Below are 21,482 nucleotides of genomic sequence, written 5' to 3' on the forward strand. Positions count from 1 at the left end.
TCAGGGGCCGTTCGCCACCAGCTCGGCCTCGAAGCCGTCCGTGTTCTCCAGGTAGGCCGCGTAGTGGTCCGGGCCGCCCGCGTGCGGGTAGCGGTCCGCGAAGAGCGGGGTCCAGCCGTGGGCCGGGCCCTCCTGCGCCAGCGCGTCGACCTGCGCCCGGGTTCCGGCGTGGAACGCCAGGTGGTTGAGGCCGGGACGCAGGCGGTCGTGGCCCGTGCCCGTGCGCACCGCCGGGGACTCCTCGACCACGAGGTAGAGCGTGCCGTGGCGCCAACTGCGGCCGCGGTCCCACTCCTGGTACGGCGTGCAGCCGAGCCGGCCGAGCAGCCAGCCCCATTCGTCCACCGCCCTGCCCAGGTCGGGGACCCACAGCTCGATGTGGTGAAGCATCGGTCCTTTTCTCCGGTGAGCGCGAAAGCCCGGCATCTCTGCGCGAGGTGCCGGGCTTTCGCGGGTCGCTCACGCCGCGTGCACGACGTCCTTCTCCTCGGCGAAGTGGCAGGCCGACTCATGGGCCGCCGGGGTGTCCTCGCCCCGGAAGCGCTCCGGTACGGCGAGCACCGGGACCTCGGTCGCGCACTTGTCCTGCGCCTTCCAGCACCGGGTGCGGAAGCGGCAGCCGGACGGCGGGTTCGCGGGCGAGGGGACGTCACCGGTGAGGATGATCCGCTCGCGGCCCTCACGGGCCTCCGGGTCCGGGACCGGGACCGCCGACAGCAGCGCCTGGGTGTAGGGGTGCGTCGGGTGGTCGTAGATCTGCTCGTCGGAGCCGATCTCGGCGATCTTGCCGAGGTACATCACACCGACGCGGTCCGAGATGTGCCGGACGATCGACAGGTCGTGCGCGATGAAGATGTAGGAGAGGTTGAACTCGTCCTGCAGTCGCTCCATCAGGTTGATGACCTGGGCCTGGACGGACACGTCCAGCGCGGAGACCGGCTCGTCGCAGATGATGACCTCGGGGTTGAGGGCCAGGCCGCGGGCGATGCCGATGCGCTGGCGCTGACCGCCCGAGAACTGGTGCGGGTAGCGGTTGATGTACTCCGGGTTCAGACCCACGACGTCCAGGAGCTCCTGGACCTTGCGGCGCCGGTCACCCTTCGGGGCCACCTCGGGGTGGATGTCGAAGGGCTCGCCGATGATGTCGCCGACCGTCATCCTCGGGTTGAGCGAGGTGTACGGGTCCTGGAACACCATCTGGATGTTGCGGCGGACCGCCTTCAGGGCGCGCCCGGACAGCTTGGTGATGTCCTGGCCCTTGTAGAAGATCTCGCCGGCGGTGGCCCGCTCCAGGTTCATCAGCAGCTTGGCGACGGTGGACTTGCCGCAGCCGGACTCGCCCACGATGCCCAGGGTCTCGCCCTGGTACAGGTCGAAGGAGACCCCGTCGACGGCCTTGACCGCGCCGATCTGCTTCTTGAACAGGATGCCCTGGGTGAGCGGGAAGTGCTTCACCAGGTTGCGCACCTGGAGGATGGGCTCACCGCGGTCGACGGGCGCCTCGATCGCGGCGACCGCCTCCGACTCACTGTGGACGTCGGCGGTCTCCACCTCGGAGACGTTCGGCGTGCTCTCCTGCCCGTCGTTCTTGCTGAGCTCAGCCATGGATCGTCTCCTTCCAGAAGTGGCACGCCGAAGCCCGGCCGACCAGTTCGCCGCCGTCCTGTTCGGTCACCGGCACCAGGGCCGGGATCTCCGTGCGGCAGATGTCCTGCGCCTTGGGGCAGCGCGGGTTGAAGGCGCAGCCGGAGGGGATCCGCAGCAGGTTGGGCGGCAGTCCCTTGATCGCGTACAGCTCCTGGCCCTTCTGGTCCAGGCGCGGGATCGAGTCCAGCAGACCGCGGGTGTAGGGGTGCGCGGGGCGCTTGTACAGCTCGTGCACGGGGGCGCGCTCCACGATCCGGCCCGCGTACATCACGGCGATCTTGTCCGCGACGTCGGCGACCACGCCGAGGTCGTGGGTGATCAGGATCAGACCCATGTTGTACTCGCGCTGGAGCTCGGCGAGCAGATCCATGACCTGGGCCTGGACCGTCACGTCGAGGGCCGTGGTGGGCTCGTCGGCGATGATCAGGTCCGGCTCCAGGGCCAGCGCCATCGCGATCATGATGCGCTGGCGCATACCGCCGGAGAACTGGTGCGGGTAGTCGTCCACCCGGGCTGCGGCGGCGGGGATCTTGACCTTGTCCATCAGCTCGATCGACTTGGTCCTGGCCTCCTTCTTGGAGAGGCCCTGGTGCACCCGGAACATCTCGCCGAGCTGGTAGCCGACGGAGAGCACCGGGTTGAGCGAGCTGAGCGCGTCCTGGAAGATCATGGCGATCCGCCGGCCGCGGATGCGCCGGCGCTCCTCGGCGGACATCTTCAGCATGTCCTGGCCGCGGAAGAGGATCTCGCCCTGCGGGATCCGGGCCGGCGGCATGTCGAGGATGCCCATGATCGCCTGCGCGGTCACGGACTTGCCGGAGCCGGACTCGCCGAGGACGGCGAGGGTCTCGCCGGCCTTCACGCTGTAGTTGACGCCGTTGACGGCCTGGACGACACCCTCGCGGGTGACGAACTCGACGTGCAGGTCACGCACTTCCAGCAGCGGCCCGTCGTCGCCCTCGCGGGGCGCCGGCACCGGTGCGGTTTCTTCGATGATGGTCACGTACGCCTCCCTCAGCGCGTCTTCGGGTCAAGGGCGTTGCGTACCGCTTCACCGAGCATGATGAACGCCAGCACCGTGATGGTGAGCATGATCGAGGGGTACAGCATGATCCACTGTGCCACTCGGATCTGGTTGCCGCCGTCGGAGATGTCGTTGCCCCAGGAGACGCCGTTCAGGCCGAGGCCCAGGAAGGACAGCGTGGCCTCGGAGCCGATGTAGACACCGAGCGAGATGGTCGCGACGACGATCACCGGGGCCAGGGTGTTCGGCAGGATGTGCCGGAACAGGATGCGCGGGGTGCTCGCGCCCAGCGCCTTGGCCGCCTGGACGTAGTCGGACTGCTTGGTGGTGATCACCGCACCGCGCATCACTCGGGCCAGCTGGGTCCAGCCGAAGAAGCCGAGGGCGCCGATGACGACCCAGGCCGTGCGCTCCGGGAAGGAGTTGAGGACGACCATGGTGCCCAGCAGGAACGGGATGCCGAAGAACACGTCCACGAGCCGGGACAGGATCGAGTCGACGATCCCGCCGAAGTAGCCGGCGATCATGCCGATGAGACCGCCCGCGACCGTCACGACGATCGTGGTGCCGAAACCGACGGCGATGGAGGCCCGGGCGCCGTAGATGAGCCGGGCGTAGACGCTGCGGCCCTGCTGGTCGTAGCCCAGCCACTCGGGCGAGAAGAGCTTCCCGAGCTGCGGCTTCTGCAGGTAGTGCTTGGACAGGTCGCCGTAGGCCGGGTTGGCGCTGGTGAACCAGCCGGGGAAGAAGGTGATCGTCAGCAGCAGCAGGATCAGCACCGCGGAGATCAGGAAGATCTTGTTGCGGCGCAGGTCCTCCCAGGCATCGCCCCACAGGCTGCGCGTCTTCTCGGCCTTGACCGGCTGCGGGGCGGGCGCGGCGGCCTCGACCGCGTCCGGCGCGGCGGCGGTGGTGTCGGATTTGGTCATGTCAGGCATAGCGAATCCTCGGGTCAAGGACCGCGTAGAGCAGGTCGACAAGGAGGCTGGCGACGAGATAGACGAGGACGAGGATGGTCACCAGGCCCACGAGGGTGGTGCCTTCCCGGCGGACGATCGACTGGTAGATCGTGCCGCCGATGCCCTGGATGTTGAAGATGCCCTCGGTGACGACGGCGCCGCCGAGCAGGGCGCCGATGTCGGTGCCGAGGTAGGTGACGACCGGGATCAGCGAGTTGCGCATGAGGTGGACGCCGACCACCCGGCGGCGAGGCAGGCCCTTGGCGATGGCCGTGCGGACGTAGTCGGCGCGCATGTTCTCCGCGATCGACGTACGGGTCAGCCGGGACACATAGGCCAGTGACGCCGTGGCCAGCACAATCGCGGGCATCAGCAGCTCACCGTAGTTCGTCGGGTCGTTGACGTTCGGTTCCAGCCACTGCAGCTCGTCGGCGAAGATCCACTTGAGGATGAAGCCGAGGACGAACACCGGGACCGAGATCAGCAGCAGCGTGACCATCAGGACCGAGGTGTCGGCGGCGCGTCCGGCACGCAGGCCGGCGAAGATGCCGAGGCCGATGCCGAGGACGAGCTCGATGACGAAGGCGAAGCCGCCGAGGCGCAGGGTCACCGGGAACGCGTCACCGAGCACGTCGGTGACGGGCCGGCCACTGGCGATCTGCGTGCCGAAGTCGGCATGCAGGATGATGCCCTTCATGTAGTCCCAGTACTGGACCAGGATCGGCTGGTCCAGGCCGTACTGGTGTCTCAGCGCGGCGATGACCTGAGGGCTTCCGCCCTTGTCGCCGAACAGCCCGCGGACGGGGTCGCCGGGCAGGGCGTAGACCATGAGGAAGATGAGCAATGTGGTCCCGATGAAGACCGGGATCATCTGGAGCAGTCGTCGTGCGACGTAGCGCCCCATCGTGCCTCCATAAAAAAGTCACAGCGGCAGCAGGCGGGCCCTTTCCCCGCGTACCGCCCCGGCGATACGTGTGGAAAGGGCCCCCCGGCCGCTGCCGTCGCGGCCGGGGCACGCTGTGCGCGCCCCGGCCAACGGGCTGTCTGCGGTTACTTCTTGACCTGGACACCGGTCAGGATGGGGTCCCCGTCCTGGCCGAACTTGACTCCGGAGACCTTCTCCGAGTAGCCCGCGTTGACCTTGTAGTACCAGAGCGGAATGCTCGGCATGTAGTTGACGAGGTCCTTCTCGACCTGCTGGTAGCCCTTCACCGACTCGTCCAGCGTGGCGGCGCTGTCGGCTGCGGCGATCTCCTCGTCGATCTTCTTGTTGGAGAAGCCGCTCTGGTTGCCGGACGACTTGGTGCCGTACAGGTCACGGAGGAAGTTGGCGTTCACCGGGTAGTCCAGCACCCAGCCCGAGCGGTACAGGGACTTGACCTCCTTCGCGTCACGCGCGTCGAGGTCGGCCTGGAAGTCGGCCTTCGGGTCGGTGCCGCACTTCACACCGGTGGCGTTGGTGATGGAGTTGCAGACCGCCTCCACCCACTCCTTGTGACCGCCGTCGGTGTTGTACTGGATGGTGATCGCGTTGCCGGGAACGCCGCCACCCTCCTTGATGAGCTGCTTGGCCTTCGTCGGGTCGTACTTGGTGACGTCACCCGCGACGTTGGGCTCGTAGCCGAGGACTCCCTTGGCGACCCAGCCGGTGGCCGGCTCACGGGTGCCCTGGAGCACGGTCTTGGTGATGGTGGCGCGGTCGATCGCCATCGACAGGCCCTGGAGGACCTTCGGGTTGATGTCCTTCCACTGCTTGCTGTAGAAGGCGGGGGTGATCATCTGGATGGCGGAGTACGCCTGGTCGACCGCGCGGTCGCCGAGGTCCTGCTTGTAGACCGGCAGGTCCTTCGGGGCGACCTGGGTGATGACGTCGAGGTTGCCGGACTTCAGGTCCTCGTACGCGGTCTCCGGGGTGGAGTAGTTCTTGAAGACCACGCCGCCGTTCTTGGCCGCGTTCGAGCCCTGGTAACCGGCGAACTTCTTGACCGTGATGGCCTTCTTGTGGTCCCAGCTCACGAACTGGTACGGGCCGTTGCCGACCGGCTTCTCACCGGCGGCCTTCGGGTCCTTGTAGAAGGACTCGGGCAGCGGCGAGAAGGCCTGGTAGCCGAGCTTGTACTCGTAGTACGGAATCGCCGTGGTCAGCTGGATGGTGAAGGTGTTGTCGTCGACGACCTTCAGGCCGGACAGCTCGGTGGCCGTGGCCTTGCCCTTCTCCGGCGCGACCTTGTCGTAGCCCGCGATGTCGGAGAACCAGAAGCTGTTGGTCTGCTTGTTGGCCGGGCTGGCGGCCCAGTTCCAGGCCTTGACGTAGGACTCGGCGGTGACCGGGGTGCCGTCGTGGAACTTCCAGCCCGGCTTCAGCTTGACCGTCCAGGTCTTGCTGTCCTTGCTGTCGATCGACTCGGCGTTCATGTAGACGATCTTGCCGCTCTCGTCGTAGTCGACCAGACCGGTGAACAGCGAGTTGATCACGATGCTGCCGTAGGACTCCATCGTGTTCGCCGGCTGCAGCGGGTTCTGCGGCTCACCGGACTCGACCGTGAACGTGCCGTTCGGGTCGATGGCGGCCTTGCTGTCGCCCTTGCTGTCGCCGTCGCCACCACCACAGGCGGTCGCTCCCAGTGCCACAACCGCGGCTATCGCGACCCACTTGGCACTCCTCGCACCGCGCATGGGTTCCTCCTCAAGAATCCATTGGTTCACTGCACAGGGCAGCACACGACACAACACCGTTTCCGGCGCCTGAAAATGGTCGGTGCCCCCAGCGCTCGCGAGCCTGCGCCGCCTGTCGGCGCCTGACCCGTCCTCCGAGCTCTACGCGCCTAACTATCTGCCATCAGCGAATGCCGAACCACACCGGCAAGGTCTCGGTTCGATCACACCTGGCGGCTAGATCTTCCAAAATCCGGACAAAGGGATAGAGGGAAGATCCCTGCGAAACGGACTTGTTACACATCTATCGGCGACGAGTGTCCGCATTCCGGACGCAAGGGAGGGAAAAACCAGTTGCGGCTAACGTGGCCGCTGTGCGGGGGTCGTCTTGGCATGTTCACCGTGAGCAACGGACCATGCCCACAAGGTCGTTCACCGACACCGCACCCGCCGTGCGCACACTGCACACACATCCGAGGCTAGTACCGAAGGGCCCCATGCGGGCGGTTCCGCACGCGATCAAAGGGTTATCCCTATGTCCCCTCGGAGTAAAAACTGTGTTCAACAAGTGAGCCAGGTCCCGCGGTGCGGGACCTGGCTCACTCGCTACGGCCTGGGTCAGGCGTGCTTGGCGCGGCTCGCGGTGCGGGCGCGCTCGCGGGCGTCCAGGACCACCTTGCGGATGCGGACGGCCTCCGGGGTCACCTCGACGCACTCGTCGTCACGGCAGAACTCCAGCGACTGCTCCAGGGAGAGCTTGCGCGGCGGCACGATGGCCTCGAACGAGTCGGCCGACGACGACCGCATGTTCGTGAGCTTCTTCTCCTTGGTGATGTTGACGTCCATGTCGTCGGAGCGGGAGTTCTCCCCGACGATCATGCCCTCGTACACCTCGGTGCCGGGGTCCGTGAACAGCACGCCGCGCTCCTGGAGGTTCGTCATCGCGAAGGCGGTGACGGCACCGGCGCGGTCGGCGACCAGCGAGCCGTTGTTCCGGGTCTGCAGGGCGCCGAACCAGGGCTCGTGGCCCTCGTGGATGGAGTGCCCGATGCCCGTGCCACGGGTCTGCGTCAGGAACTCGGTACGGAAGCCGATGAGACCGCGGGAGGGCACCACGAACTCCATGCGGACCCAGCCCGAGCCGTGGTTGGACATGTTGTCCATCCGGCCCTTGCGGACGCCCATGAGCTGCGTGACCGCGCCCATGTGCTCCTCGGGCACGTCGATCGTCATGCGCTCGACGGGCTCGTACGTCTTGCCGTCGACCTCCTTGGTGACGACCTGCGGCTTGCCGATGGTCAGCTCGAAGCCCTCACGGCGCATCTGCTCGACCAGGATCGCGAGCGCCAGCTCACCCCGGCCCTGGACCTCCCAGGCGTCCGGGCGCTCGGTGTCGAGCACGCGGAGGGAGACGTTACCGATCAGCTCGCGGTCGAGGCGGTCCTTGACCTGGCGGGCGGTGACCTTGCGGTCCTTGACCGCGGCCTTGTTGTCGGCGCCCTTGCCGGTACCGCCCCGGCCGACCAGCGGCGAGGTGTTCGTACCGATGACCATCGAGATCGCCGGCTCGTCGACGGTGATCAGCGGCAGCGGGATCGGGTTCTCGGGGTCGGCGAGGGTCTCACCGATCATGATGTCCGAGATGCCGGCGACGGCGCAGATGTCGCCCGGGCCGGCCATCTCGGCGGGCTTGCGGGTGAGCGCCTCGGTCATCAGCAGCTCGGTGATGCGCACGTTCGACATCGTGCCGTCACGCTTGATCCAGGTGACGGTCTGGCCCTTGCGCAGCTCGCCCTGCTCGACGCGGAGGAGCGCGATACGGCCGAGGAAGTTGTCGGCGTCCAGGTTGGTGACGTGCGCCTGGAGCGGGGCCGCCTCGTCGTACTCCGGAGCCGGGACGTGGGAGAGGATCGTGGAGAAGAACGGCTCCAGGCTGTCGCTGTCGGCCGGGACGGTGCCGTCCTCCGGCTTGGTCAGCGAGGCCACGCCGTCCCGCGCGCACGCGTAGACGATCGGGAACTCGATCTGGTCCTCGTCGGCGTCCAGGTCGAGGAAGAGGTCGTAGGTCTCGTTGACGACCTCGTCGATGCGCGAGTCCGGGCGGTCCGTCTTGTTGATGCACAGGATGACGGGCAGGCGCTGCTGGAGCGCCTTGCGCAGCACGAACCGGGTCTGCGGCAGCGGGCCCTCGGAGGCGTCGACGAGCAGCACCACCGCGTCCACCATCGACAGACCGCGCTCGACCTCGCCACCGAAGTCGGCGTGGCCCGGGGTGTCGATGATGTTGATGGTGATGACGTCTCCGCCATCCTTCGGGTGATACTTCACGGCCGTGTTCTTGGCCAGGATCGTGATGCCCTTCTCACGCTCCAGGTCGTTCGAGTCCATCATTCGGTCGTCGAGCGATTCGGCCGCGTGCGCCGCGAAGGCACCGGCCTGCTTCAGCATGGCGTCGACGAGGGTCGTCTTGCCGTGGTCGACGTGGGCGACGATGGCGACGTTGCGGATGTCGTGGCGCGTGGCCATAAAGCGGCGTTCTCCCGGAGTGTGAGGAAGGCCCGTCGTGTACGTCTGTGTGACGCGGGCCCTGCCGGGCTTGACATGCCACGGCCTCACCCCATGGTACGGGGCCCGGAGGGGGTCGGCCTCCCAAGGGCTCTCCGCACCCGTCAGGCGCTCTTCGTCCGAGGCGAGAGCTCCACCCTCAGCTCGAGCCCCAGAGCACGGGCCAGCCGGTCCAGGACGGGAATCGTCGGGACGGTGCCGCCTGCCTCGAACCGTGCCACGGCCGACTGGGTCATGCCGGCCCGGTGACCTAGTTCATGCTGCGACAAGCCGAGGTCCTGCCGCTTGACGCGCACCGTTTCCCCCAGGGCGAACCGCAGGTGCGCGGCCGCGTACTCGTCCATGATCTCGGGTGTCATGGCCCGGGCCTCCCGGGCCTCGGCGAGGCTGGTCCGCGTGGTTTCCGTCACTGTTCCTCCTCGTCCAGGGTGTGCCCTTCCGCCTGGCACCGCTTCATGGCCTGCCGCGCCCGCTCCACCTCGGCGAACTCGCGCATTCGTGTCTTGGGGAACACGGTGAGCATGATGATGCGGCGTCCCGTGGCGATCCAGTACGTGACGCGGACGCGTTCGGCGCCGCAGTAGAAACGCAGCTCTCTGAGTTTTCCGTCGAGCTGGCGTGTGTACGGCTCACCGAGATGGACTCCCCGCTGCTCCAGCAGGTCAAGATGCATGAGGGCCTGCGCCCAGCGCCTGTCGTCGAGCCCGGCCAGCCATTCAGCGACCTCCGGCTCCAGTTCGACGGTACCCCAATTCATAGCACTGACGCTATGTGCGCAGGTAGGCGCCCTCGGGCCGTTCGGGCCTGTATTCACCCGATCGTGGGCGCGGCCGCCATTCCCCACCGACGCGGGATGGCGGCCCGGCAATGTGGACCGGCTGGGGACTGTCAGCTCGCCGACGGGCTCGGCGGCCCCTGGGCGCCCTTCTTCAGGAAGCCCATGTCCTCGTAGACCGGCGTCTGGAAGCCGAAGGCTCCCGCGTTGACGACGTTCTTGCGGGCGGCCGTGAGCTGGGGGCGCTGGTAGAGGGGGATGGACGCGGCCGCCGCCCAGATGCGCGAGTCGGCCTTGCGGATGAGGGAGAGCTCCTCGTCCGCGTCCAGGGTGGTGCTCGCCCGGTCGAAGAGCTGGTCGACCTGGTCGGTGCCGACGCGGGTGTAGTTCTGCTCGACGCTCAGCGAGCCGTCGGCGCCCGGTACCGGCTTGGCGTAGATCGGGCGGGCGTCGGTGGCCGGGAACGCCGTCGCCGGCCAGGAGTAGAGCGCGAGGTCGTAGGCGCCGGAGGCGATGTGGTCCTTGAAGTAGCTCTCGTCCGAGACCTTGACGGTCTCCGTGCGGATGCCGACCGTGCCCAGCATCTTCGTGATCCGCGCGGCGACCGTGCGCAGCGGCTCCGAGCCCGGCCCGGACGGCACCACGAACCGCAGCGACAGCGCCTTGCCGTCCTTGGCCAGCGCCCCCGCGGCGGCACCGGCCGGGGCGCGGGTGCCCTGGGGGGCATAGGCACCGGGGGCGGCGCCCTGCCGCTGCTGCCGGTACCGGGTGCCCTCCTGTGCGAGCTGCCGGTCGTCCGTGCCGTGGCCCTTGTCGTCCTCCCCGACGATGTACGCCCCCTCCGAGCCGCCCTGCGACTTCTCGTCGTCGGACCCCTCGTCCTCGGCGCCCTCCTCGCCGGACGCCTCCTCCTCCCCGGCCTTGGCGCCCTTGCCTCCCTTCTCCCCCTTTTCCTCCTTCTTCCCCTTCGCCCCCGCCGCCTTCTCGCCCTTCTTCTCCTCCTTGACCGGTCCCCCGGCCACCCATCCGGCGTCCGTGAGCAGCGCCTGCGCCTCCGCGGTGTCCTGACCGCCGAGCGCCCCGCTGTTGTCGGCGTACGCCTCCTGCCCGGAGAGGGCGAGATGGCTGCCGACCGGCACCGCGGGCAGCCCCAGCGGCTTCAGCACCAGCTCAGCCAGGGCCTTGCGGTCCAGTGCCCGGGCCACGGCCCGCCGCACCCGTTCGTCCGCCAGCGGCCCGCCCGCGCCGTTGAGTGCCAGCTGGGTGTAGGCCGGCTCCAGGGAGCGCCGTACCTCGACGTCCTTGAGCGCCTTCTGCTGGCGCTCCCACGTGGCGATCGCCTTGCGCAGCTTCGCGCGGGCCCGTGTCTCGTGCTCGGCCGTCTCCTCGTCGGAGCCGTGCGCGAGCGCCCAGGAGCGCAGGCTCTTCGCGGCGGTGCGGCCCGCGCCCGGTCCGGCGAGGGGTCCGGCCGCCGTTCCCTTCGCCGCGCCCTCGATGCGCCGCGCGTCGGCGGCGTCGATGTCGGCCAGCTCGATCTTCCCGGCGGCCAGGGCGGCGGCCCGCTCGGTGCGGGGCACGGCCGTGAGCTGGATCTCGGACAGCTTGGCCGGCTCCCCCCACCAGCGCGGATTGCGGGTGAGCCGGACCTGCGCCTTCTTGCGGTCGACCTTCTTCACCAGGAAGGGGCCGGCCGTCACCTTCAGCGTGCGCCGGGCCCCGTCGTTGAACGAGGTGGGCGTGCCCATGACGTCCTTCGGGTACAGCGGCGAGAACAGCGACTGCCAGTCGGAGTAGGGGCGGGCGAAGGTGACCCGGACCTCCAGGTCGTTGGCGCCGCGCTCGATCTTCTCGATGCGTTCGTAGCCGGCGTTGCGCGCGGTCCAGTACGCGCTGTCCTTGCCGGACAGGGCGCGCCACTGGGCGGCGAAGTCGGCGGCGCCGATCTCCCGGCCGTCGCTCCACACCGCCTGCTGGTTCAGCTTGTACAGCACGACCTGCTTGGGCTCGGTGTCGACGACCTTCGCGGACTCCAGGTAGTCGGGGTTGCGCCGGGCCCGCCCGGCCGCGTCGATCCGGTACATCGACGGCAGGACGGCCTGGGCCACCCGGGTCGTCGTGGCGTCGGCGTCCGCCTGGAAGGTGTTGAAGGTCTCCGGGACCGCGTCCACCGCCCAGTGCAGCGTGCCCCCGTCGGCGACGAGCGCCCGGGCGGCCGGGGCGACGTCCTGAGGGGCCAGCGGCCGGCCGGCCTCGTCGCTGTCGCCGCAGCCGGTCAGCAGCGGCACCGCGAGCACGCCCGCCGCGAGGAAGGCGACCGAGCGCATGACCGCGCGCAGTCCGACGCCGTCGTAGGGCTTCGACATCTCTGGTACCTCCGGGGAGCCGCTTCCGGTGCGTTCTGATCACATTTGGCGGTATTTTGGAGTTGATCAGATCTACGGTCTGGTCTACGGCTCACTGAAGAGGAAAGGGTTCGCCTGCCGGGAGCGACACGGCGGCGGGGGCGCGCAGCCCCACCCGTGCGGAGCAATGCACGTCTTCCGCACCCGCCAATCGCTGCACACGCCTTCACATCGACAGGTGTGACGCGCAACACTCGCAGGCGCACATGAACGTTGCCGTCCAGGGCACAGCCGCCCACGGAAGCGAGGTCACGTCATGTCCGTGCACGACGACCTGACTACGGTCCAGCGCTGCCTCGACGACCTCTCCCGGTCCGTCGGCCGCCTGGAGCAGCAGCTCGGCAGCGGCGGCCTGGAGATGCGCCGCGTCCGCGCCGACGCCGACCACCTCCGGGAGAGCGTCGCGCTGCTGCGGGAGACCGCAGCGGGAACGAAGGCGCCGCCGGCCCCGCAGAAGCAGCAGCTCCTCACCATCCCGGACACCCCCTACGACGACTCCCTGTGGATCGACACGGACGACGAGGGACTCGGCGCCCGGGACCGGCACGCCCCCTGAGAACCCCTCCGACCCGACACCGACCGGAGTCCTGCGTTGGCCACTGGTACGGAACCTCCCTCCACGGAACCCCATCCCCCGGGCGGCGTACGCGGCGCCGGACGCGCCGCGATCGCCGCCCCTCATCTGCGGACCGACCGCTGGTGGCTGGCGCCCGCCGCCACCGCCGCCGGTCTGCTGGCGTTCATCGCCTACTCGACCTGGCGCGCCTTCGCGAACGCCGACTACTACGCGGCGCCGTACGTCTCGCCGTTCTACTCCCCCTGTCTGGCGGAGAACTGCCGGCCCATGCACGCCGGCCCCAACGCGGAGATCTTCGGCGGCTGGTGGGGCATCTCGCCCGCGATCATCATCCTGATCTTCCCGCTGGGCTTCCGCCTGACCTGCTACTACTACCGCAAGGCCTACTACCGGGGCTTCTGGGCCTCGCCCCCGGCCTGCGCGGTGGCCGAGCCGCACACCAAGTACACCGGTGAGACCCGCTTCCCGCTGATCCTGCAGAACATCCACCGGTACTTCTTCTACGCCGCGATCGTCGTCGCCGGGATCCTGACCTACGACACCGTGCTCTCCTTCCGCGACGAGCACTACCGCTGGGGCCACATGGGCCTCGGCACGCTGGTCTTCCTGGTCAACATCACGCTGATCTGGGCGTACACGATCTCCTGCCACTCCTGCCGGCACATCGTGGGCGGCAAGCTCAAGCACTTCTCCCGGCATCCCGTGCGCTACCGGGCGTGGCAGTTCGTCGGCAGGCTCAACGCCCGGCACATGCAGCTCGCCTGGGCGTCGCTGGTGAGCGTGGCGGCCGCCGACTTCTACGTCTACCTGGTCGCGTCCGGTGTCTTCGACGATCCGAGGTTCTTCTGATGAGTGGGGCGTTCTGATGTCCGTGGTCGAGCGGCAGGAGTGGGACGTCGTGGTCGTGGGCGCGGGCGGCGCGGGACTGCGCGCCGCCGTCGAGGCCCGGGAGCGCGGCGCCCGTACGGCCGTGATCTGCAAGTCCCTGTTCGGCAAGGCGCACACCGTGATGGCCGAGGGCGGTATCGCGGCGGCGATGGCCAACGCCAACGAGCACGACAACTGGCAGGTCCACTTCCGCGACACCATGCGCGGCGGCAAGTTCCTCAACCAGTGGCGGATGGCCGAGCTGCACGCCCAGGAGGCTCCGGACCGGGTGTGGGAGCTGGAGACCTGGGGCGCACTCTTCGACCGGACGAAGGACGGGCGGATCTCCCAGCGCAACTTCGGCGGCCATGAGTACCCGCGCCTCGCGCACGTCGGCGACCGCACCGGCCTGGAGCTGATCCGCACCCTCCAGCAGAAGATCGTCGCCCTCCAGCAGGAGGACTTCCGCGAGACCGGCGACTACGAGTCCCGGCTGAAGGTCTTCCAGGAGTGCACGGTGACCCGGGTCCTCAAGGACGGCCCGCGGGTCAGCGGGGTCTTCGCCTACGAACGGGAGACCGGCCGTTTCTTCGTCCTTCAGGCGCCGGCCGTGGTGATCGCCACCGGCGGCATCGGCAAGTCCTTCAAGGTGACGTCGAACTCGTGGGAGTACACCGGCGACGGCCACGCGCTGGCACTGCTCGCGGGCGCGCCCCTGCTGAACATGGAGTTCGTGCAGTTCCACCCCACGGGCATGGTCTGGCCGCCGTCGGTGAAGGGCATCCTGGTCACCGAGTCGGTGCGCGGCGACGGCGGGGTGCTGCGCAACTCCGAGGGCAAGCGGTTCATGTTCGACTACGTCCCCGACGTCTTCAAGGAGAAGTACGCCGAGTCCGAGGAGGAGGGCGACCGCTGGTACGAGGACCCGGACCACAACCGGCGCCCGCCGGAACTCCTCCCCCGCGACGAGGTGGCCCGTGCCATCAACGCCGAGGTGAAGGCGGGCCGGGGCTCCCCGCACGGCGGTGTCTTCCTCGACGTCTCCACCCGGATGCCCGCCGAGACGATCAAACGGCGGCTGCCGTCGATGTACCACCAGTTCAAGGAGCTGGCCGACGTCGACATCACGGCGGAGGCCATGGAGGTCGGGCCGACCTGCCACTACGTCATGGGCGGCATCGCCGTCGACTCCGACACCGCCGCCGCACGCGGCGTACCGGGACTGTTCGCGGCCGGTGAGGTGGCCGGCGGGATGCACGGCTCCAACCGGCTCGGCGGGAACTCCCTGTCCGACCTGCTGGTGTTCGGCCGCCGGGCCGGACTGCACGCGGCCGCGTACGCGGCGGGGACGGACGTACGGCCTCCGGTGCACGACGCGGACCTCGCGGCGGCCGAGGAGGAGGCCCTGCGGCCGTTCTCGGGCGACCCGGCCGAGAATCCGTACACCCTGCACCACGAGCTCCAGCAGGCCATGAACGACCTGGTGGGCATCATCCGCCGGCAGGGCGAGATGGAACAGGCCCTTCAGCGGCTCGCGGAGCTGCGGGTACGGGCCGCGCGCGCCGGGGTCGAGGGCCACCGCCAGTTCAACCCGGGCTGGCACCTCGCCCTGGACCTCAGGAACATGCTGCTGGTCAGCGAGTGCGTGGCCCGCGCGGCCCTGGAGCGCACCGAGTCGCGGGGCGGCCACACCCGCGAGGACCACCCGGCGATGGAACGGACCTGGCGCAACGTCAACCTGCTGTGCCGGCTCACCGACGACGCGAGCGGCGTCGGCCTCGCCCGGGAGACCACCGATCCCATCCGCCCGGACCTGCTCGCCCTGTTCGAGAAGGAGGAGCTGGTCAAGTACCTCGCCGAAGAGGAGCTGTACGAGTGAGCAGCTACGAGGCCCGCTTCAAGGTGTGGCGGGGTGATGTGGGCGGCGGGGGTCTGGAGGACTTCGCGGTCGAGGTCAACGACGGCGAGGTGGTGCTGGACATCATCCACCGCCTCCAGGCCACCCAGGCCCCCGATCTGGCCGTCCGCTGGAACTGCAAGGCGGGCAAGTGCGGTTCGTGCTCCGCGGAGATCAACGGGCGGCCCCGGCTGATGTGCATGACCCGGATGTCGGTGTTCGACCGGGCCGAGACGATCACCGTGACCCCGCTGCGCGCCTTCCCGGTGATCCGCGACCTGGTGACCGACGTCGGTTTCAACTACCAGAAGGCGCGGGAGGTCCCGGCGTTCGTGCCGCCCGAGGGGGTCGGTCCCGGCGAGTACCGGATGTTCCAGGAGGACGTGGACCGGTCGCAGGAGTTCCGCAAGTGCATCGAGTGCTTCCTGTGCCAGGACACCTGCCATGTGGTGCGCGACCACGAGGAGAACAAGACCGCGTTCGCCGGCCCGCGCTTCCTGATGCGGGTGGCCGAGCTGGACATGCACCCGCTGGACGCGGCGGAGGAAACCGGCCTGGACCGCAAGAAGACGGCGCAGGACGAACACGGCCTCGGCTACTGCAACATCACCAAGTGCTGCACGGAGGTCTGCCCGGAAGGCATCAAGATCACCGACAACGCGCTGATCCCGCTGAAGGAACGGGCGGTCGACCGCAAGTACGACCCGCTGGTGTGGCTGGGATCGAAGATCCGGCGGCGCTGATCAGGAAGGCGTCGTCCGCGCGGACGGCGGGGGCAGGGGGCGGGCGCGCCGGGCGTACGACTGGAGCGCCAGGCCCGCCAGGTTGAGGCCCATGCCGATCAGCGGAAGGTCGCGGTGGAGGTGGTGCGTGCTGTTCAGCGGGCCGAGGAACAGGAAGGCCGTCAGACCGAACGCGCTGAGCAGCACGCCGGCCCCCCACAGCCTCGTCCGCTCCTCGACCCCGGTGAACCGCAGGGTCCGGCCGGTGACGAGGGCCACCACGCCCAGCACCGCCATGCCCGCCAGGCAGACCACGCCGATACCCATCAATGCCGTGAACATGACGGTCATGATCCCCGGGAGCGGCGGCTCGCGCCAGAGATCCGACTCAGCGGCCGCAGGTCCCGTGCGTACGCCGGCCGGCCCGTCTCCGTCGCCGTGAGGTCCACCCGTGAGATCTACCCGTGAGATCCACCCGTGAGGTCCACCCGCGAGATCCACGGAGGCCGCCACCCCGGCGTACGCGCGGCCGGCGCCGGCCCGGGACGCCTCGTCATCCGTCCCCGTTCCCCTCTTCCGCAGTCCCCCGCCCCACCGGTCCCGCCTCGGGTGTATCCCGCTCGCGTGGCCGCATTCGCGGCCATACGCTCCGAAATGTGACGTCATCCATGCACCGAGGCAGGCGGCGGGCCAGATCGCACATACCCGTGCGGGTGGCGCACGCCGTGCTGGGCGGTGCGGCCGGGGTCGTGTGGCTGGTGCTGCCGGGGATGACGCCGGGAGACGACGCGCCCGTCACGAGCAAGGAGCCACGGCAGGTGGTGAGCGCCACGGCAGTGGCCCGGAACTCGGCGCTGGACTCGCCATGGGACTCGGCGCTGGACTCGCCACGGGACTCGGCGCCGGACTCACCGCCGGACTTCATACAGTCACGAACGGCCGAGGCCGACGGGACGTCCACCACCGACCTCGTACTTCCCCTGGTGGCGGCCGGCGCGGTGGGCGCGGTCGCGGCCTACGGCTACATACGCCGGGTCAGGCGGACGCGCGGGCGGACGACCCCCGGCGGGGTGAGCGGGCCCCCGCCCGTGAGTACGCCTCCGCAGTCCCTCGCGGAGCCGGACGCGCAGGCGTGTGCGGCGCTGGTCCGCGCCGACGACCGGCTCCGCGTGGCCCGTGCCGAACTCGGCTTCGCGCGCGGACTCCTCGGTGCGGCGGCCGTCGCCCCGTTCACGCGGGCACTGGGCGAGGCCGAGGGCGAACTGGCCGCCGCCTTCCGGATGCGGCAGCGCTACGACGAGGGCGTACCGGCGGAAGAGGCAGCCCGGCGGCACGCGCTCGCCGGGATGATCGGCCGCTGCGAGGAGGCCGGCCGCCGGCTGGACGCCGTGGCGGAGGACTTCGCGCGCCTGCGGGACCCGGAGCGGGCCCTCCCCTACGCGGAGGCGCGCTTCCGCGACCTGACCGGACACACCGCCGCGGCCCAGGCCCTCCTGGCCGACCTCGCGGAGCGGTACGCCCCCACCGCGACCTCCGCCGTCACCGGCTCGGTCGAACAGGCCAAGGACCGGCTGCTGTTCGCCACCCTGCGGCTCAACATGGCCCGCCAGGAACTCTTCTCGGGCCACACCGAGGCCGCGTCCCGCCCACTGCACTCCGCCGAGGCGGCGGTGGCCCAGGCAGCCGTCTTCGTCGAGGGCGTCGACCGCACGGCCGCCGAGCTGCGGGACGCCGAGGAGACCGTACCGGCGGCGCTCACCGGCGCGGAGGCCGAGCTGTCGGCGGCACGGCGGCACACCGTCCGCGCGGACGAGCCGCACCCCCGCCTCCTCAACGCCGACGCCGTCCTCGCCTCCGTACGCCAGGAGGTGACGTCGAACCGGCCGTACGACCCGCTGAGCGCCCTGCGCCGGATCGTACGGGCGACCGCGCCGCTCGCCTCGGGCCGGGCCGGGGTGCTTCCGGCCGCCGCGCTCTCCGTGGCCCGCGCCTCGTCCGCCGCCGCGGACGACTTCGTCGCCACGCACCGGGGTGCGGTGGGTGCCACCGCCCGCACCCGGCTCGCGGAGGCGCGCCGGCTGCTGGCCGAGGGCGCACCGGGAGACCTCGAGCGCGCGGACGAACTGGCCCTGGAGGCAAGCGACCTGGCGGAGCGTGACGTACGGCTGCACGGCAATCCGGCGTCCCCGGCACCGGCCGGACAGCCGGAGACGGACGGCTCCGCCGGGGCGGTCCTCGGCGGGATCCTCCCGGGGGAGGCGGCGGCCGAGGAGGGCGGGGAGCACTCGGCGTGGGGTTTCGGCCGACTCTAGAGTCGGTCGGCTCTAGAGTAAGAACGTGAAAATCGGCGGTAGTTGTGGCGAAACGGTGACGGTCCCGAGGCCGTGCCAGCCCCCCTTCGTATGATGATCTGACTCTTGTCGCGCGTTTTTCATCGCGGGGACGAGTCGGACACACGGGGGTGTGACAGGCGTGATCAAGCCGGAGGAGATTCCGCAGTTCACCGGCGATCTGTTCCAACTGGAGCTGGACCATGCCGCGTTGAGGAAGGACGCGGGGAACGTCCGGACTACGGGCAGTGATGTGGACGCGCAGTTCCAGGGTCTGTCGGCGTTCTACAAAGCGCCCGAGGCGGAGCAGCTGTTCGCGACGACGAAGCCGGTAAAGACGAGGGCGGACGATTTCGCGACGGACCTGGAGACGGTGTCGTCGGCCCTGTCCTCCTACGCCACCGAGATCCGTCCCCTGGTGTCGAAGCTGCGGGAGCTGAAGACGCAGGCGACCACGTTCGTCGCGTCGGTGAAGGACGACGACGAGTGGGAGTACGACGAGGACAAGGTCGACGAGCACAACCGGCTCCGGGACGACATCACGGCGACGGTGGCGGCGTTCTGGGCGGCGGAGCGGACCTGCCACAACAAGATCACCGGGATCTGGGGCGGGACCCAGATGGTCGCGGGGGACGGCTCCGAGCGCAAGGACCAGTACGGCTTCAACGCCGCGGACCTGAAGAACGCGAAGCTTCCCTGGGGTGACCCGGTGGAGGAGAAGCACCACTGGTACGAGGTCGGCCACTGGGTGAAGTCGTTCGTGTGGGACGGCCTGATCGTGGACGGCGTCTGGGGCACCATCAAGGGCCTGGGCACGTTGGTGGGCTTCGGCGGCTGGGACGCGATGGGCCAGGCGTGGAAGGGCCTCGCCCAGCTCGCGACCGGCCTCGCGCTGGCCTCCATCCCCGGCGTGGGCACGGCGTTCTGGCTCATCCCCGACGACAAGCTCCCGTCCTGGATCCGTGACTCGCGGACCGCGATGAAGGAGACCGGCAAGGCGCTGGTGGCGTGGGACGAGTGGGGCAAGAACCCCGGCCGGGCGGCCGGCGCGGTCACCTTCAACGTCCTGACGACGGTCTTCACCGGCGGCGCGGGCGGCGCCGCGGCCGGCGCCGGCAAGGCGGGCGCGGTCGCCAAGGCGCTGTCCATCGCGGGCAAGGCGGGTCGCGTGATCGACCCGATGACGTACATCGCCAAGGGCGCGGGCGCGGGCCTGTCGAAGATCGGCGACATCGCCAAGACCCTGAAAGGCATGGGGAACATCGAGATCCCCAAGCTGCCCGAGAACGCCATCACCCTCCCCGAGGGAACGGTCCACCTCCCCGACGGAACGATCCACCTGCCCGAGGGCGCGACGGTCCCGGACGGCGTGACCAAACTCCCCGACGGCACCCTCAAACTCCCCGACAACACCCCGGCCCTGCCGGAAGGCTCGGTCAAGCTGCCCACGGACGCGGGCGCCCCGGCCCGCTACTACGACCCGCACGGCAACCTCCTCGACGAGAACGGCACCGTCCTGAAGGAAGTCGCGGACGGCCCCGGCGACATCGTCGACCAGCCCGACACCCCCGCGACCGGCTCCGACACCCCCCGAGTCGACACCCCGGCCAAGGAACCCGCCCTGGCCGGCGCCGGCACCCACACCCCCGACTCCGCCGCCCAGCACATCAACCTCGGCCACAGCCTCGACACCGACCTCGGCGACATCGGCCGCACCGGCGACAACCCCACCACCACCCCGACGGCCCATGGCGGAAGCGACCACCTCCCCGGCGGCACCGCGGACCACCTGCCGGGGGGAGGGGTGGGCGACAATGCGGCGCGGAACAGCATCGACACCCCCGCCCCGGCGAGCGCCGGCGACAACGCGATCCCGGAAACATCGACCGGCGACCACGCCCCGGGCGGCCACACCACCGGCACCGGCCCGGGCGCGGGGCACGACCTCCCGGGCACCGGCGGCCATGGCCTCCCGGGCACGTCCGGTCACGACTTCCCCGGCCATACCCCGGACACCCCACCCGGCGGCGGCCCGGGCGGCCTGGGCGACGACGCGACCGCGGCGGGCCACCACGCCGCGCCAGAACGTCCTGACTTCATGCGGGACGGCGACCATCCCTACGGCCCGAAGGATTCACTGACTCCCGAGCAGATCAAGGAAATTCAGGTCTACCGGGCCAATCACGAACCGGGCTACTACGAAAAGTACTACTACGACGACGGACGTCGACTCAGGACGAACATCCCGGACGAGAGTGGTTACGCCCCGGTTCAGATGCACGTCGATCCCGTCACCGGGGTGAAGACCGCGGCTTCTGACGCGCCGCCCCCCATTCCCGAGAAGTACATCGACAGTGCCGAAGTGAGTCGCGGCCGGCACCAGGTGCTGAACGACGAGACGCTCCGGCATCTGGATGAGGCCGCGGCGCACCGCAGGAGTTCGATCGACTACTCGAAGAGCGCCGAGCACCACAGGGACATCATCGAGGGCTGGGACGACGCGCACGGGGCGCTGGACGATGCCGGCAACGAGTACAAGTCCGCGATGAACGAACGGACCAAGGCTGCCGAAGCCTTCGGCGAGGCCGTCGCGGAGCACCAGGTGATCCCCGAGCTGTACCCGAATTCGGTCCGGGAGACTCTCCATGGTCCGGCGAACGGAAATGACCAGTTCGATCAGTTGTGGCGCCGCGAGGACGGAAGATTCGTCGTCGTCGAGGCCAAATCGACGGTCGATACCAAGCTGGGTAAGAGGGACGTGCCCTACCTCGATGGCAAGAGGGCCGCCATGCAGGGCACCAGGGAATACTTCATGGACATCATCCAGAAGATGGAGAGCAGGGGCCGGAAATATCCGAGTGAGGCACGGCTTGCTGCGGACTTGAAGATTGCCCTGGCCGAAGGCAAGGTTGACTACATTCTCGTCAAGGGCAAGGTCGACGGCGGTCTGTACGCTGGCTACGAGAAGCAGCAGTTCGACATCGGGTGACGGGAGAGTTCAGTGACAACAAGGGTGATCCGGCACGGCAGTCCCGGCCCTGATGACGAGGCGTACGCGCAGA

At 69.4% G+C, this 21,482-nt stretch carries 17 protein-coding genes; 6 read left to right on the forward strand and 11 right to left on the reverse strand.

Annotation, left to right across the window (positions count from 1 at the left end):
- From AQJ58_RS11400 to AQJ58_RS11445, 10 genes are all read right to left on the reverse strand, one after another.
- Window positions 1-390, reverse strand: a complete 390-nt coding sequence (locus tag AQJ58_RS11400) for a VOC family protein (RefSeq protein WP_067248345.1) — start codon at window positions 388-390, stop codon at window positions 1-3.
- A gap of 69 nt (window positions 391-459) precedes the next feature.
- Entirely contained in the window at window positions 460-1,605 is a 1,146-nt protein-coding gene (locus AQJ58_RS11405; protein ID WP_067248347.1) for an ABC transporter ATP-binding protein, read from the reverse strand.
- Window positions 1,598-2,650, reverse strand: coding sequence for an ABC transporter ATP-binding protein (locus AQJ58_RS11410; RefSeq protein ID WP_067248349.1), 1,053 nt, complete (start codon window positions 2,648-2,650; stop codon window positions 1,598-1,600). The genes AQJ58_RS11405 and AQJ58_RS11410 overlap by 8 nt, the downstream gene beginning before the upstream one ends.
- A gap of 11 nt (window positions 2,651-2,661) precedes the next feature.
- Window positions 2,662-3,609, reverse strand: a complete 948-nt coding sequence (locus AQJ58_RS11415; RefSeq protein WP_067248352.1) for an ABC transporter permease — start codon at window positions 3,607-3,609, stop codon at window positions 2,662-2,664.
- The gene (locus tag AQJ58_RS11420) at window positions 3,602-4,534 is read right to left on the reverse strand and encodes an ABC transporter permease (RefSeq protein WP_067248355.1); all 933 of its coding nucleotides are present in this window, start codon (window positions 4,532-4,534) and stop codon (window positions 3,602-3,604) included. The genes AQJ58_RS11415 and AQJ58_RS11420 overlap by 8 nt, the downstream gene beginning before the upstream one ends.
- Window positions 4,535-4,680: 146 nt before the next feature.
- Window positions 4,681-6,306, reverse strand: coding sequence for a peptide ABC transporter substrate-binding protein (locus AQJ58_RS11425; RefSeq protein WP_067248358.1), 1,626 nt, complete (start codon window positions 6,304-6,306; stop codon window positions 4,681-4,683).
- A 597-nt stretch (window positions 6,307-6,903) separates the two neighbouring features.
- Entirely contained in the window at window positions 6,904-8,811 is a 1,908-nt protein-coding gene (gene typA / locus AQJ58_RS11430) for a translational GTPase TypA (RefSeq protein WP_067248360.1), read from the reverse strand.
- A 143-nt stretch (window positions 8,812-8,954) separates the two neighbouring features.
- The gene (locus AQJ58_RS11435) at window positions 8,955-9,260 is read right to left on the reverse strand and encodes a helix-turn-helix domain-containing protein (RefSeq protein ID WP_067248363.1); all 306 of its coding nucleotides are present in this window, start codon (window positions 9,258-9,260) and stop codon (window positions 8,955-8,957) included.
- Window positions 9,257-9,607, reverse strand: a complete 351-nt coding sequence (locus tag AQJ58_RS11440) for a type II toxin-antitoxin system RelE/ParE family toxin (protein ID WP_079078866.1) — start codon at window positions 9,605-9,607, stop codon at window positions 9,257-9,259. Before AQJ58_RS11440 ends, AQJ58_RS11435 begins: the two co-directional genes overlap by 4 nt.
- A gap of 131 nt (window positions 9,608-9,738) precedes the next feature.
- Entirely contained in the window at window positions 9,739-11,988 is a 2,250-nt protein-coding gene (locus AQJ58_RS11445; protein ID WP_067248364.1) for an ABC transporter family substrate-binding protein, read from the reverse strand.
- A 295-nt stretch (window positions 11,989-12,283) separates the two neighbouring features.
- Here AQJ58_RS11445 and AQJ58_RS11450 point away from each other — a divergent pair, with 295 nt between their 5' ends.
- From AQJ58_RS11450 to AQJ58_RS11465, 4 genes are read left to right on the forward strand one after another with little or no spacing between them, the layout of a single operon-like run.
- Window positions 12,284-12,583 (forward strand): hypothetical protein, encoded by a 300-nt coding sequence (locus tag AQJ58_RS11450; RefSeq protein WP_067248367.1) that lies wholly within the window; start codon window positions 12,284-12,286, stop codon window positions 12,581-12,583.
- A 36-nt stretch (window positions 12,584-12,619) separates the two neighbouring features.
- Window positions 12,620-13,453 (forward strand): hypothetical protein, encoded by an 834-nt coding sequence (locus AQJ58_RS11455; protein WP_067248370.1) that lies wholly within the window; start codon window positions 12,620-12,622, stop codon window positions 13,451-13,453.
- 16 nt (window positions 13,454-13,469) lie between these two features.
- Window positions 13,470-15,350, forward strand: coding sequence for a fumarate reductase/succinate dehydrogenase flavoprotein subunit (locus AQJ58_RS11460; protein ID WP_067248373.1), 1,881 nt, complete (start codon window positions 13,470-13,472; stop codon window positions 15,348-15,350).
- Complete coding sequence (locus AQJ58_RS11465; RefSeq protein ID WP_067248376.1) at window positions 15,347-16,111, forward strand: succinate dehydrogenase/fumarate reductase iron-sulfur subunit; 765 nt, start codon at window positions 15,347-15,349, stop codon at window positions 16,109-16,111. The genes AQJ58_RS11460 and AQJ58_RS11465 overlap by 4 nt, the downstream gene beginning before the upstream one ends.
- On the opposite strand, the gene AQJ58_RS11470 is transcribed toward AQJ58_RS11465, so the two are convergent.
- Window positions 16,112-16,432 carry a hypothetical protein gene (locus AQJ58_RS11470; protein ID WP_159056232.1) on the reverse strand — a complete coding sequence of 107 codons (321 nt, stop codon included), beginning with the start codon at window positions 16,430-16,432 and terminating at the stop codon, window positions 16,112-16,114. It abuts the gene before it with no gap.
- A gap of 371 nt (window positions 16,433-16,803) precedes the next feature.
- On the opposite strand from AQJ58_RS11470, the gene AQJ58_RS11475 reads away from it, so the two are divergent.
- Window positions 16,804-18,402 (forward strand): hypothetical protein, encoded by a 1,599-nt coding sequence (locus AQJ58_RS11475; protein ID WP_199844569.1) that lies wholly within the window; start codon window positions 16,804-16,806, stop codon window positions 18,400-18,402.
- A 160-nt stretch (window positions 18,403-18,562) separates the two neighbouring features.
- A complete protein-coding gene (locus AQJ58_RS44350) occupies window positions 18,563-21,409 on the forward strand; it encodes a hypothetical protein (protein WP_234360046.1) in 2,847 nt (948 codons plus the stop codon).
- Window positions 21,410-21,482 lie beyond the last annotated feature (73 nt).

It is taken from the genome of Streptomyces sp. DSM 15324 (genome assembly GCF_001514285.1).
Classification (GTDB): domain Bacteria; phylum Actinomycetota; class Actinomycetes; order Streptomycetales; family Streptomycetaceae; genus Streptomyces.

Coding starts and splice junctions, on each gene's coding strand:
- AQJ58_RS11400 (WP_067248345.1), bottom strand. CDS start 390: ATGCTTCACCACATCGAGCTGTGGGTCCCCGACCTGGGCAGGGCGGTG.
- AQJ58_RS11405 (WP_067248347.1), bottom strand. CDS start 1,605: ATGGCTGAGCTCAGCAAGAACGACGGGCAGGAGAGCACGCCGAACGTC.
- AQJ58_RS11415 (WP_067248352.1), bottom strand. CDS start 3,609: ATGCCTGACATGACCAAATCCGACACCACCGCCGCCGCGCCGGACGCG.
- AQJ58_RS11420 (WP_067248355.1), bottom strand. CDS start 4,534: ATGGGGCGCTACGTCGCACGACGACTGCTCCAGATGATCCCGGTCTTC.
- AQJ58_RS11425 (WP_067248358.1), bottom strand. CDS start 6,306: ATGCGCGGTGCGAGGAGTGCCAAGTGGGTCGCGATAGCCGCGGTTGTG.
- typA (WP_067248360.1), bottom strand. CDS start 8,811: ATGGCCACGCGCCACGACATCCGCAACGTCGCCATCGTCGCCCACGTC.
- AQJ58_RS11440 (WP_079078866.1), bottom strand. CDS start 9,607: ATGAATTGGGGTACCGTCGAACTGGAGCCGGAGGTCGCTGAATGGCTG.
- AQJ58_RS11445 (WP_067248364.1), bottom strand. CDS start 11,988: ATGTCGAAGCCCTACGACGGCGTCGGACTGCGCGCGGTCATGCGCTCG.
- AQJ58_RS11450 (WP_067248367.1), top strand. CDS start 12,284: ATGTCCGTGCACGACGACCTGACTACGGTCCAGCGCTGCCTCGACGAC.
- AQJ58_RS11460 (WP_067248373.1), top strand. CDS start 13,470: ATGTCCGTGGTCGAGCGGCAGGAGTGGGACGTCGTGGTCGTGGGCGCG.
- AQJ58_RS11470 (WP_159056232.1), bottom strand. CDS start 16,432: ATGTTCACGGCATTGATGGGTATCGGCGTGGTCTGCCTGGCGGGCATG.